12 protein-coding genes are annotated in these 12,544 nt (G+C 70.3%); 6 read left to right on the top strand and 6 right to left on the bottom strand.

Features of this window, described 5'->3' with window-relative positions; all coding sequences use genetic code 11:
• Window positions 1–48: 48 nt before the first annotated feature.
• The 5 genes from pbpC (at window position 49) to AACL56_RS02305 (ending at window position 6,340) form a co-directional block, all read left to right on the top strand.
• Window positions 49–2,430 (top strand): penicillin-binding protein 1C, encoded by a 2,382-nt coding sequence (pbpC, locus tag AACL56_RS02325; RefSeq protein WP_425336975.1) that lies wholly within the window; start codon window positions 49–51, stop codon window positions 2,428–2,430.
• A 68-nt stretch (window positions 2,431–2,498) separates the two neighbouring features.
• Window positions 2,499–3,872, top strand: a complete 1,374-nt coding sequence (locus AACL56_RS02320) for an esterase-like activity of phytase family protein (RefSeq protein ID WP_339088221.1) — start codon at window positions 2,499–2,501, stop codon at window positions 3,870–3,872.
• 160 nt (window positions 3,873–4,032) lie between these two features.
• Complete coding sequence (locus AACL56_RS02315; protein ID WP_339088220.1) at window positions 4,033–4,341, top strand: DUF3649 domain-containing protein; 309 nt, start codon at window positions 4,033–4,035, stop codon at window positions 4,339–4,341.
• Window positions 4,338–5,987, top strand: coding sequence for a PepSY-associated TM helix domain-containing protein (locus AACL56_RS02310; RefSeq protein WP_339088219.1), 1,650 nt, complete (start codon window positions 4,338–4,340; stop codon window positions 5,985–5,987). The genes AACL56_RS02315 and AACL56_RS02310 overlap by 4 nt, the downstream gene beginning before the upstream one ends.
• Window positions 5,987–6,340 (top strand): DUF3325 domain-containing protein, encoded by a 354-nt coding sequence (locus AACL56_RS02305; RefSeq protein WP_339088218.1) that lies wholly within the window; start codon window positions 5,987–5,989, stop codon window positions 6,338–6,340. The genes AACL56_RS02310 and AACL56_RS02305 overlap by 1 nt, the downstream gene beginning before the upstream one ends.
• Window positions 6,341–6,347: 7 nt before the next feature.
• Here AACL56_RS02305 and AACL56_RS02300 read toward each other — a convergent pair whose 3' ends face one another.
• Both AACL56_RS02300 and AACL56_RS02295 read right to left on the bottom strand, forming a co-directional pair.
• Window positions 6,348–6,947: a short chain dehydrogenase gene (locus tag AACL56_RS02300; protein WP_339088217.1), complete on the bottom strand. Its 600-nt coding sequence runs from the start codon at window positions 6,945–6,947 to the stop codon at window positions 6,348–6,350.
• Window positions 6,944–8,011, bottom strand: coding sequence for an aldo/keto reductase (locus tag AACL56_RS02295; RefSeq protein WP_339088216.1), 1,068 nt, complete (start codon window positions 8,009–8,011; stop codon window positions 6,944–6,946). The genes AACL56_RS02300 and AACL56_RS02295 overlap by 4 nt, the downstream gene beginning before the upstream one ends.
• A gap of 128 nt (window positions 8,012–8,139) precedes the next feature.
• Between AACL56_RS02295 and AACL56_RS02290 the strand changes: the two genes are divergently transcribed.
• Complete coding sequence (locus AACL56_RS02290) at window positions 8,140–9,114, top strand: LysR family transcriptional regulator (protein WP_339088215.1); 975 nt, start codon at window positions 8,140–8,142, stop codon at window positions 9,112–9,114.
• Here the strand turns inward: AACL56_RS02290 and AACL56_RS02285 are convergent.
• Genes AACL56_RS02285 through speD form a run of 4 tightly spaced genes read right to left on the bottom strand, consistent with a single transcriptional unit; the run spans window position 9,056 to window position 12,527 of the window.
• Window positions 9,056–10,447: an aminopeptidase P N-terminal domain-containing protein gene (locus AACL56_RS02285; RefSeq protein ID WP_339088214.1), complete on the bottom strand. Its 1,392-nt coding sequence runs from the start codon at window positions 10,445–10,447 to the stop codon at window positions 9,056–9,058. The two genes, AACL56_RS02290 and AACL56_RS02285, sit on opposite strands and share 59 nt — an antisense overlap.
• Before the next feature lie 6 nt (window positions 10,448–10,453).
• Window positions 10,454–11,398: a hypothetical protein gene (locus AACL56_RS02280; protein ID WP_339088213.1), complete on the bottom strand. Its 945-nt coding sequence runs from the start codon at window positions 11,396–11,398 to the stop codon at window positions 10,454–10,456.
• Entirely contained in the window at window positions 11,395–12,123 is a 729-nt protein-coding gene (locus AACL56_RS02275) for a nucleotidyltransferase family protein (RefSeq protein WP_339092788.1), read from the bottom strand. The genes AACL56_RS02280 and AACL56_RS02275 overlap by 4 nt, the downstream gene beginning before the upstream one ends.
• Before the next feature lie 23 nt (window positions 12,124–12,146).
• On the bottom strand, window positions 12,147–12,527 hold the full coding sequence (gene speD / locus AACL56_RS02270; protein WP_339088212.1) for an adenosylmethionine decarboxylase: 381 nt from the start codon (window positions 12,525–12,527) through the stop codon (window positions 12,147–12,149).
• Between the last annotated feature and the right edge of the window lie 17 nt (window positions 12,528–12,544).

Genomic DNA, 12,544 nt, shown 5'->3' with positions numbered 1-12,544 from the left:
CCCTCTCCCGCGTGCGGGCGAGGGCCAGGGTGAGGGTGCGGCCTTCGTATGAACACGCTGCCCGATCCATCGCCGCTGCCCCCACCCCAGCCCTCTCCCGCAAGTGGGAGAGGGAGAGGTAGTAGATCCCGGACGCGCAAGGCGCTCATCGCCTTCGTGATCGTCGCGCTGCTGCTCGCCCTGCTCCGCCTCTGGCCCCACGCCGCACTGAGCGAAACCGTCGGCAGCTCGCGCGCGGTCTATGCGCAAGGCGGCGAGCTGCTGCGCCTCACACTCGCTGGCGACGACCAATACCGCCTGTGGGTACCGCTCGAGCGCATCTCGCCCACGCTGGTCGATGCGGTGCTGCTGTACGAAGACCGCCGCTTCCACACGCACCCCGGCGTGAACCCCGCTGCGCTGGTGCGCAGCGCATGGCGCATTGCCAGCGGCGAGCGCCGCCAGGGCGGCTCCACGCTCACGATGCAGCTCGCGCGCCGCGTGTACGGCATCGACAGCCGCACGCCCGGCGGCAAGGTCGCGCAGATCTTCGCGGCGCTGTGGCTGGAGGCGCGCTTCAGCAAGCACGACATCCTCGAGGCCTACCTCAACACCGCGCCCTATGGCGGCAACATCGAAGGCGTGCAGGCCGCGAGCCTCATCTACTTCCGCAAGGACGCGGCCAGGCTCAGCCTGCCCGAGGCGCTGACGCTCGCGGTGATTCCGCAGAACCCCGTCAAGCGCATCGCCGAGCGCGGCCGCAATGCCGAGCTGCAATCGGCTCGCGAACGCCTGTGGGCGTTGTGGGCCGAGCGCGACCCGACAGCGAAGCAGCACGCGCCGGACGCGCAGCTCGCGCTGTCGGCGCAGTCGCGCGGCAGCCTGCCCTTTCTTGCGCCGCACGCCACCGACATGCTGCTCGCGCAGGAGCGCGGCGTGCAGGAGGTGCGAACCACCATCGACCTGCGCATGCAGTCCACGCTCGAGCGGGTCATGGGCCAGTACCTGCGCACACATGCCGACGTGGGCATGACCAACGCGAGCGCGCTGCTGCTCGACGCATCGACCATGCAGGTGCGCGCCATGATCGGCTCGGCCGACTTCCGCAACGACGCCATCTCGGGCCAGGTCAACGGCGTGCTCGCCAAGCGCTCGCCGGGCTCCACGCTCAAGCCCTTCATCTATGCGCTGGCGCTCGACCAGGGCCTGCTGCATCCGCGCACGATGCTCAAGGACGCGCCCACCTCCTTCGGCCCCTACACGCCCGAGAACTTCGACCACCGCTTCGCCGGCCCGCTGCCGGCGCAGGAGGCGCTGATCCGCAGCCGCAACATTCCCGCGGTGGCCGTGGCGGCGAAGCTCTCGAAGCCGGGCCTCTACGACTTCATGCGCCTGGCCGGCGTGCAGAAGCTGCAGAGCGAATCGCACTACGGCCTGGCGCTGGTGCTGGGCGGCGGCGAGGTCACGCCCGAGGAGCTGGCCGGCATGTACGCCACGCTGGCCAACGGCGGCATATCGCAACCCATCCGCTACACGCAGCCCGCGCCCGACGAGCGCCCGGTGCAGCCGCTGCGCCTGCTGAGCGAGGAGGCCTCGTTCATCACGCTCGACATGCTGCGCCACACGCCGCGCCCCGACACCGCGCTGCCTGCGCGGCCCGCCATCGCATGGAAGACGGGCACCTCCTGGGGCTTTCGCGATGCGTGGACGGCGGGCGTGTTCGGCCGCCACGTGCTGGTGGTGTGGGTGGGCAACTTCGACGGCAGCAGCAACCCCGCGCTGGTGGGTGTGGATGCGGCCGCGCCGCTGTTCCTTCGCATGGTCGACGCGCTGCGTGCCGAGCGGCTCGACCCGGGCGAGGTGGTGTCGCGCCAGCCGCCCGACCTGCGCCAGGTCGAGGTGTGCGCGGCCACGGGCGGCCTGCCCGACGCGCTGTGCCCGGTGCGCGCGACGACGTGGTTCATCGCGGGCAAGTCGCCCATCCAGGTCAGCAACCTGCACCGCGCGGTGTGGGTCGACGAGACCACCGGCAAGGTGGTGTGCGGTCCGCAGCCCAATGCTCGCCAGCAGGTGGTGGAGCAATGGGGCAGCGACATGCGCCGCCTGTTCCGCCAGGCCGGCTTGCCGCGCGCAAGCGTGCCGTCCGATGGCTGCGAGAACGAAGGCGGCGCACCCGAGGGCGCGCCGCTCATCACCTCGCCGCTGCGCGGCGTGCGCCACACGCTGCGCGTGAAGAAGCCCGAGCCGCTGGTGCTGCGCGCCGAGGCCGCCGCCGGCACGCAGACCGTCTACTGGTTCGCTGACGACGCGCTCATCGGCCGTGCTGCGCCGGGCGAAGGCATCACGTGGATGCCCGATCTCGCGGAGTCGGGCCGGCGCTACGTGCTGCGCGCGGTCGACGACCAGGGCCGCGCCGAATCGCGCGAGGTCACGGTCGACATCGCACCCTGAAGGGTGTCATGGCGTCGTCATGCCCGCCCGGCATGGTCACGCGTTTTCGACTTGCAACTCTCCTGCCCATGACGCGTCTTGCTCCCCTTTCCTTCATCGCCCTGGCCGCCGCACTCGCATGCGGCAGCGTGTCGGCGCAGACTGCTTTCCCCGCGACGCTCGCCGGCCACGCCGTGCTGCCCGCGCAGAGCTTCGTGGCCGCGCCGAAGGATGCGCCGGCCGACCTGCAGGTGAGCGGCAAGTTCACCACCGCCAGGCGCGTGGAGGCCATCGGCACGGTCGAAGGCCTGTCGGGCGGACGGGGCACCGGCGTGTCGGTGCCCTTCAAGGGACAGCCGCTGCAGGGCCACTCGGGCATCAAGAAGATGGACGACGGCTCGTTCTGGATCCTCACCGACAACGGCGCGGGCGCGAAGGCCAACTCGCCCGACTTCATGCTCTACCTGAACCACTACAAGGTGGACTTCAAGAGCGGCAGGTTCAACCGGCTGGAAACCGTGTTCCTGCACGACCCCGACAAGAAGGTGCCGTTCCGCATCGTCCACGAAGGCACGAAGCAGCGCTACCTGACGGGTTCCGATTTCGACCCCGAGAGCTTCCAGTTCGCAGGCGGCGCGCTGTGGATCGGCGAGGAGTTCGGCCCGTTCCTGATCAAGGCCGACCTCAAGGGCAAGGTGCTCGCGGTGTTCGACACGCTGGTCGACGGCAAGGCCGTGCGTTCGCCCGACCACCCGGCCGTGACCACGCCGGGCGCGCCCGGCGGTGCGGTCGACTTCCAGGTCAAGCGCTCCAAGGGTTTTGAAGGCATGGCCTCGTCGAAGGACGGCAGCAAGCTTTACGCGCTGCTCGAGGGCCCGGTGTGGAACGCCGAAGCCAAGGACTACGAGCGCGTCGAAGGCAAGGAAGCGCTGCGCGTGCTGGAGTTCGACGTGGCCTCGGAGAAGTGGACCGGCCGCCACTGGAAGTACGTGCTCGAGGCCAACGGCAACGCCATCGGCGACTTCAACGTGATCGATAGCAAGGCAGGAGATGGCACGAGTGCCATGGGCCTGATCATCGAGCGCGACAACGGCGAAGGCACGAGCGACAAGGCCTGCCCCGAAGGCCAGAAGCGCACCGACTGCTTCCACGACATCGCGAAGTTCAAGCGCGTCTACAAGGTCGAGCTGAGCGACGCCAACGTGGGCGGCCCGGTGCGCAAGATCGGCTACATCGACCTGCTGAACATCGCCGACCCGGACAAGCTCGCGCGCAAGCCGCTGAACGACGGGGTGCTCAAGTTCCCGTTCTTCACCATCGAGAACGTCGACGTGGTGGACGCCACCCACATCGTCGTCGGCAACGACAACAACCTGCCCTTCTCGAGCAGCCGCGAGCCGAACAAGGCGGACGACAACGAACTGGTGCTGCTGGAAGCGGGCGCGTTGCTGCAGGCGAAGTAAGCCGTCGGCGCGGGCCGGTATGCCCCGGCTGGCGGGCGGGGCGCGGCCGTCGGCGGGTTGGGGAGCGCGAGTCAGATGAGTATGATTCTCATCTTCAAGCGACTTTCTTCTCCTTTTCCATGAATTTCCGAACGACCTCGTGCGCCGTCCGGCGGGCGTCGTGAGCGCCGGCGTTCGCTACCGCCTGGGCGTGGCCTCGCGGGCGGTGGCCGCCATCGCCGGCGGATACGGGGTGGCGGCGCTGTCCGCCGCCCTGCTCGCGCTGTGCCTGCCGCCGCTCTTCGGCACGTCGCGCAGCGAGGCCGCGATGACCGGCACGCTGGCCTCCTTCCTCGTCTTCGCGGTTGCCGTGATGTGGGTCTTCGCCGCACGCACCGCGCTGCGCGCGTGGTCGGGTCTCGCCATTGCCGCGGCGCCGATGGGCCTGCTGGTGTTCCTGCTGATGCGTTCCACCGGAGGCGCGGCATGAAGGAAGGGTTCCGCCAGTCGATGGCGTGGCTGCACACCTGGTCGGGCCTGCTGGTCGGCTGGGTGCTGTTCATGGTGTTCATGGCGGGCACCGCGTCCTATTTCAGGGACGAGATCACCGTCTGGATGAAGCCCGAGCTGCACGGCCTCCCGCAGGTCAGGGTGCCGACGGTGCAGTCGGCCGAGGCGACCTACGCCTACCTGCAGCAGCATGCGGCCGATTCGCCGCGCTGGTTCATCACGTTGCCCACCGCGCGCGAACCATCGGCCAGCCTCTTCTGGACGAAGCCGCCGCCGCCCAAGGGCGCGCCGCCGGTCGACCGGCGCAACCGCGTCGGCCGCGCGATGCTCGACCCGTCCACCGGCCAGGCTTCGGCCGCGGCGCGCGAGACGCGCGGCGGCGAGTTCTTCTACCGCCTGCACTTCGACCTGCACTACATGCCCGCGCTGTGGGCGCGCTGGATCGTGGGCTTCTGCGCGATGTTCATGCTGGTGGCCATCTTCAGCGGCATCGTCACGCACAAGCGCATCTTCAAGGACTTCTTCACCTTCCGCCCGAAGAAGGGCCAGCGCTCGTGGCTCGACGCGCACAACGTGACGGCGGTGCTCGCGCTGCCCTATCACGCGATGATCACGTACACCGGCCTCGTCACGCTGATGTTCATGTACATGCCGTGGGGTCCGCAGGCCGCCTACAAGGACAGCGGCGGCACGCAGGCCTTCTTCGCCGAGGCCTTCGCAGGCAGTGCGCGCGAGCAGTCCAAGGCCGCTGGCCGCGCGGCGCCGATGGCGCCCATCGCGCCGATGCTCGCGCAGGCTTCCGCGCACTGGGACGGCGCGGATGTCGGCCGCATCGCCGTCAATTCGCCGAACGATGCCAACGCGGTGGTCACCCTGCGGCGCGCCGACGGTCCGCAGCTGTCCTACGAGCAGCCGACGATGCAGTTCAACGGCGTGACCGGCGCATTGATCGGCACCTTCGGCGACGCCACCCGGCCTGCCGCCGAAACGCGCAGCGTGCTCTACGGCCTGCACATCGGCCGCTTCGGCGATCCGCTGGTGCGCGCGCTGCTGTTCCTCTCGGGGCTCGCAGGCTGCCTGATGGTGGCCACCGGCCTGCTGCTGTGGGCGGTGAAGGAACGCCAGAAGTTCGCCAGGACGCTCAAGCAGGGCGGGCGCGTGAGCGTCGGGCTGCGGCTGGTCGACGGGTTGAACCTCGGCGCGATCGCCGGCCTTCCGGTGGCCATGGCGTCGTTCTTCTGGGCCAACCGCCTGCTGCCGCTGGACGTGGCCGACCGCGGCGAGGCGGAGATCACCTGGTTCTTCATCGCCTGGGGCGCCACCGCCGTGCTGGGCCTGCTGCGGCCCACGCTGCGCATGTGGCAGGCGCAGCTGGCACTGGGCGCGCTGCTGTTCGCGTCGCTGCCGGTGCTCAATGCCTTCACCGGCCCCGCGCCGCTGACCGTGAGCCTGCGTTCGGGACCGAGCGCGGTGGCGGGCTTCGACCTCGTCGCGCTGGCGCTTGGTCTGGGGCTCGCCTCGGCGGTGTGGATCGTGGAGCGCAAGCGCCGCACGTCGGCGGCCAGGCGGGCGGCGCAGGCTGCGCAGACGCCGCAGGTGCTCGTCGCTTCGGAGCAGGGTTCGTGATGGCGTCGCTGCTCCTCGCCCTCGTGTTCGCGGCCTCGCTCGCGGGCTTCTGCGCGCTGAGCCTGGCGATGGAACGGCACAGCGAGGACGTCTACGGCCGTGGCAACACGCCCGGCCCCTGGCGGCGCTGGCTGCAGCTGGGCGGCACGGTGCTGCTGTGCCTCTCGCTCGGCGCGAGCCTGCAGGCCGCGGGCAGCTCGATCGGCTGGGTGCTGTGGCTGGGCGCGCTCACGGCCGCGGCGCAGGCGACGGTCGCGTTGCTGGGCCTGGCGCCGCGGCGTTTTCCGTGGATCGGGTCGATAGCGGCGGCCTTCGTGGTGGGCGGCGGGCTGGTCTACCTGCTGATGTCCTGATCCGGCTTCACGCGGCGACGCGCAGCGCCTGCCCGCTCATCGCGCCTTCCACCGCCGCCACGTAGAGCCGCGCCACCTCGCGCGCGGGCGTGCCCTTCGGGCCGCGCAGCCCCAGTCCGTCGAGCGTTTCCTGCACCCAGCCGGGCGCGACCACGTTCACGCGCAGGCCGCGCGGCAGCTCGGGTGCCGCCTGCGCCACGAAGGCTTCGAGCCCTGCGTTCGCGAGCGCGCCCGCGCTGCCGCCGGGCAGCACGCCGTCGAAGCGCCCGCCCGTCAGCGTGACCGAGCCGCCGTCCCGAAGGCAGGAGGCTGCGCGACGCAGCAGCGCGATCTGCCCGAACAGCTTGGCGTGCAGCGCCTGGGCGAGCGCCGCGTCGTTCAGCGTGCAGAACGGCGCGAGCTGCACGCCGGCCGCGGCGCAGACCACGGCATCGGCATCGGGCACGGCGTCGAACAGCGTGTCGATCTGCTGCGGCACGCCGAGGTCCACGCCCGGATCGCTGCTGCGCGACACCGCGACCACGTCATGGCGCTCCGCCAGCGCGGCCACCACCGCACGGCCGAGTGTTCCGCCCGCACCGACCACCAGCACCTTCCGTCGCGTCATGCCGGCCGGCGCGCGGTGGTGCCGCCAAACACCACGCCCTGCGTCATCGGCAGCGCCATGAAGTCGTGCGGAAAGCCCTTTGCGATGGCGCTGGCCGTGTCGAGCCGCTGCAGTGTCGCGGCGTCGAGCTGCACGTCGAGCGCGCCCAGGTTGTCCTCGAACTGCGCGAAGGTGCGCGCACCGATGATCGGCATCACCACCGGCGCGGTGCGGTGCAGCAGCCATGCCAGCGCGATCTGCGCGGACGAGCGGCCCTGCTCCTTCGCCACCTGCGCGACGGTGCCGGCGATGTCCAGCGAACGCTCGCTCAGCGCGCCGTTGCCGGCCGCCACGTCCTTGCGGGTTCCGGTCACGCCCGAGGCCGCGTCCCTGGCATGGCCGAGGTCGGCGCGCGTGTACTTGCCCGACAGCACGCCGCTGCCCAGCGGCGACCACGCCATCACGCCCAGGCCGAGCTCGTGCGCCATCGGCAGCAGCTCGCGCTCCACGGTGCGCTCGATCAGGCTGTGTTCGATCTGCAGCGCCACCAGCGGCGTCCAGCCGCGCAGGTCGGCCAGCGTCTGCATGCGCGCGACCTGCCAGGCCGGCGTGTCGGAGATGCCCGCGTAGAGCACCTTGCCGGAACGCACGAGGTCGTCGAAGCCGCGCATCACCTCGTCGATGGGCGTGAGGTTGTCCCAGATGTGCAGGTACAGCAGGTCGATGTAGTCGGTGCCCAGGCGCTTCAGGCTGGCCTCGACCGAGCGCACCATGTTGCGCCGGTGGTTGCCGCCGGCGTTAGGGTTGCCGGGCTGCATGTTCAGCGTGTATTTGGTGGCCAGCACCACCGACTCGCGCCGGTCCGCGATGAACCGGCCGAGCAGCGTCTCGGCGCTGCCGTTGGTATAGAAGTTGGCGGTGTCGATGAAGTTGCCGCCGCGTTCCAGGTACAGGTCGAACATGCGGCGCGATTCGCCGGCGTCCGCTCCCCAGCCCCAGTCGCTGCCGAAGGTCATGGTGCCCAGCGACATCGGGCTGACGCGCAGGCCCGAGCGGCCGAGGGTGAGGTAGTTGTCGAGCTTCATGGTGATGTCCTTTCAGAGGGGTGGCGGTGCGGCTGCATCGCCATGGCCTCGAAGGTAGTGGCCGCATTGCTTGGGAAACAGCCCGGTCGGCTGGATGCTTTGTGAAGCCCGTCTTCATAATGGCCGCCATGTCGCCCGAACTGCTTCCTGCCATTGCCGCCTTCGCCCGCGTGGCGCAACACGCCAGCTTCACCCGCGCGGCCGAGGAACTGGGCGTGTCGCCCTCGGCGCTCTCGCAGACGGTGCGTGCCCTCGAGCACAAGCTGCGCGTGCGGCTGCTCGACCGCACCACGCGCCGCGTCGGCGTGACCGAGCTGGGCCAGCAGCTGCTGGACGGCGCGCGCCCGGCGCTCGATGCGCTGGCGCAGGCGGTCGAAGGCATCGACGAGGCGCGCGACCAGCCCGCCGGGCTGCTGCGACTGAACGTCTCGCGGATCGCCGCCGAACTGCTGCTCTTTGCGCACATGGGCGACTTCGCCGACCTGTGGCCCGACATCACGCTCGAAGTGGTCTGCGACAACCGCATGGTCGACCTGGTGGAAGGCGGTTTCGATGCCGGCATCCGGCTCGGCGAGAGCCTGGCACAGGACGTGGTGGGCGTGCCGGTGGGCGGCCCGCTGCGCATGGTCACCTTCGCCGCGCCGCGCTACCTCCAGGGCCGGACGCTGCCGCGCGTGCCGGAAGACCTGCGCGCGCACCGCTGCCTCAACTACCGCCTGACCACCGGCGGCCTCTATCGCTGGGAATACGCGCAGGACGGCCGCGTGCTCGACATCGCACTGCAGGGCCCGCTCGTGAGCAACGACAGCGAGGTGCTGCTGGCGGCGGCGCGCGCGGGCGCGGGCATCGCCTCGGCCTTCGAGGGCGCGGTGCGCGACGATTTCGAGAGCGGCCGGCTGGTGCCGCTGCTGGAGCCCTGGTGGCCGACCTTTCCGGGCTTCTACCTGTACCACCCGAGCCGCGCGCAGATGCCGCGCAAGCTGCGGGTGTTCATCGACTTCCTGCAGGCGCGGCACGCGCCGCCGCCGGTGTCGCAGCGTGCGGTCAGGCCCGCATCAGTGCCTCGATCTCGTCCGCCTTCACCGGCACGCCGCGCGAGATGAGCTCGCAGCCGGTGGCGGTGACGATCGCGTCGTCCTCGATGCGTATGCCGATGTTGTGGAACTGCTCCGGCACGCCGTCTGCGGGGCGCACGTAGATGCCGGGCTCCAGCGTGAGCACCATGCCGGGGCGCAGGATGCGGCTCGGGCGGTTCTTGATGACTTCGTTCGAGAGCGGGTCCTTGCGCTCGCTCACTTCGCCGACCTGCGTGGGCTCGACGTAGCTGCCGCAGTCGTGCACGTCCATGCCGAGCCAGTGGCCGGTGCGGTGCATGTAGAACTGGAAGTAGGCGCGCGAGTCGATCACGTCGTCGACGCTGCCGACCTTGCCGGCGTCGAGCAGGCCCAGGTCGAGCATGCCCTGCGCGAGCACGCGCACGGCGGCGTCGTGCGGGTCGTTGAAGCGGTTGCCGGCCTTGGTGGCCGCGGCCGAGGCGTACTGGCTCTCCAGCACCAGGTCGTACAGCGCGCGCTGCGGGCCGCTGAACTTGCCGTCGGCCGGGAAGGTGCGCGTGATGTCGCTGGCGTAGCCGTCGAGCTCGCAGCCCGCGTCGATCAGCACCAGCTCGCCCTTGCGCACCGGCGCGGCGTCGGCGCGGTAGTGCAGCACGCAGGCATTGGCGCCGGCCGCGACGATGGAGCCGTAGGCCGGGTACTGCGAGCCGCCCAGGCGGAATTCGTGCAGCAGCTCGGCGTCGAGGTGGTACTCGCGCACGTCCTTGCCTTCGCGCAGCATGCGCGCGGACAGCTGCATCGCGCGGATGTGGGCGCGCGCGCTGATCTGCGCGGCGCGCCGCATGATGTCCTGCTCGTGCGCGTCCTTCACCAGGCGCATCTCGTCGAGCGGGCCGCACAGGTCGCGCTGTTCCTCGGGGCACAGCGCGCCGTAGCGCACGCGCGCGCGTACCGATTGCAGCCAGCCGTCGATGCGTGTCTCGAGCCCCTTGTGAGTGGCAAACGGAAACCACACGGTCGAGCGGTTCTCCAGCAGCTTGGGCAGCTTCGCGTCGAGGTCGTTGACGGAGAAGGCTTCGTCCAGGCCGAGTTCGGCCGGTGCCGCGTCGGGACCGAGGCGGTAGCCGTCCCAGATCTCGCGCTCGAGGTCCTTCGGCGCGCAGAACAGCGTGGCACGGCCGTCGCCCGCCAGTACCAGCCAGGCGTTGGGCTCGGTGAAGCCGGTCAGGTAGTAGAAGTAGCTGTCGTGGCGGAACAGGAAGTCGCTGTCGCGGTTGCGCTGGCGCTCGGGTGCGGTCGGCACGATGGCGATGCCGTCCTTGCCGAGTTGCGAGGCCAGGCGCGCGCGGCGCTCTGCGTGGATCGTGGTGTCAATGGGCATGGGATTTCACTTTCGATACGGTGCAAGTCCGGGGTCCGCGGGTACCAGGTGCCGCCATGGGAACACATCCTGCGCGAAGTGGCTGACGTAGCCGCCGATCGTTGACTGGATGACCATGAATTGAAGCGCCGGCCGCAGGCCTTGCAGCTGCTGCAGCTGCGCCAGGTCCAGGCAGGTGTTGCGCAGCCTCAGCACGCGCAGCTGCGCGCCCATGGGGCTCTCGAGCAGCGCCGCGTAGTCCTCGAAGGCCGTGATGCTGCCCGGGGCCCGCTCGGCCGGCCACACCATCTGCTGCTCGGTGGATTCCGAGAAATCCAGCAGCTTCAGTCCCGGCAGGTTTTGTGCCGAGGCGAGGTTGCCGATGAAGCGCTGGGTGTCGAAGTGCGCACCGATGCGCAGGCTCGAAAGCTGCGGCAGCGGCACGTCGAAGAAGCCGGCGTCCGGCGGGTTCGGCGCCGTCAGCTCGCTCAGGTGCGGCGTCTTGCGCACCCAGCGGGCGATCTCGCCGCCCTCCTCGAGAATGCCGTCGCTGGTGCACACGAGCGACTGGTTGTGGTCCTCGGGCTGTGTCGGCTTGACAAACAGCGAGCGCAGGCGCGGAAACGTCACGGGGCGGTCGAGCAGCGGAGCGAACATCCATTCGCGCGTGCCGTTCGCACCGCTGTCGATGCCGCTGAACGACAGCGAGGTGATGCAGTCGGCCACGTCCTGCCGACTGAGGCAGGCGAGGGTTTCGTCGAAGGCCTCGCCCCAGGTCTCGCCGAAGTACTCGACATGCCAGCCCTGGCGCATCGGTGCGAGGCTCAGGCGGTTGAAGTCGCTCTGGTAGAGCGGCACGGTCAGGGGGTCTTCGGGGGTGCCGTCGTTGCGCTCCGCGGCCGCTTCCAGGGCCAGGCCGTGGATGCGCAGAGGCAGCAGTCGCAGCGCTTCGGGCAGGGGCGCCAGCATCATGCGGCCGCTGCCGGCGGCGTGCCGGCGTTGAGTTGCTGCAGGCGTTGCGGGGTGCCCACGTCGGTCCAGGGGCCGGTGTAGAGCTCGGCGCTCACCTGCCGGTTGTTCATTGCGGCGCGCAGGATCGGCGCCAGCGCGGCCTTCACGCCGCCGGGGTTGCCGGCCGGGATGTCGGCGTACGGCGCTGCGAACAGCGCGGCGCGGTACAGCCCGATGGTGGAGAAGGTGAACTTCTCGTCGGCGGCGTCGAGCGCCAGGCCCTCGGGCGAGAGCCCGAAATCGCCCTTGGGGTTGTGCGCGGGGTTCGGCACCAGCCACAGGTGGGCCAGCTTGCCGCTGGCGAGGAAGCGATCGACCGCAGCCTGCGTGAAGCGGAATCCGGGCGCGAACACGTCGCCGGCCGCTACCCAGAACACCTCGCCCAGCAGCGGCAGCGCACGCACGATGCCGCCAGCCGTTTCGAGTGCGCCGCCGAAGTCGCGGCCTTCGTCGGAGTATGAAATCGATAGCGCGACACCGTCGTCCATCAAGGGCGTCGGGCCGAAACGGCCTGAAATCTGCGCGCCCAGCCAGTCGGTGTTGACCACCAGCCCGGTGAAACCGCCGGCGGCCATCGCCTCCATCGGCCATTGCATCAGGGGCTTGCCGTGGACTTCGAGCAGGGGCTTGGGGGTGGTGTCGGTCAGCGGCCGCATGCGCTCGCCGCGGCCGGCGGCCAGGATCATCGCGCGGATCGAGGTCACCGCGCTCACGCTGCAACTCGGCCGCGCTGCAGCTCGTTGCGTTCGCTGTGCCGCGGCTGGAACAGCGACACCAGGCATTCCATCAGCGCTTGTGCCTTGGCCGAGTGGTCGCCGCCGAAGTTGCAGACGTACACGTCGAGCGTCACGCCGCGCTGCTCGGGCCAGGTGTGGATGCACAGGTGCGATTCGGCCAGCAGCACCGTGGCGGTGACGCCGCCCGGTCCGGCCGGCGTGGCGGGAAACCCGTGCACCAGCTTGCCCACCGCCTGCAGGCCGGCGGCGCCCACCGCCTTCAGGCAGACCGCGCCCAGCGCCTCGCGGTCGGTGAGCCATTGAAGGCCGCATTGGCAGTCGTGGAGGTCGGCGGTGAGGTGCAGCCCGTGCATGGGTCGCAACTCTAGCA

Source organism: Variovorax paradoxus, assembly GCF_902712855.1.
Classification (GTDB): Bacteria; Pseudomonadota; Gammaproteobacteria; order Burkholderiales; family Burkholderiaceae_C; genus Variovorax; species Variovorax paradoxus_Q.
Note: the sequence above shows the minus strand (reverse complement) of the source record. Positions and strands in the feature narration are given on the sequence as shown.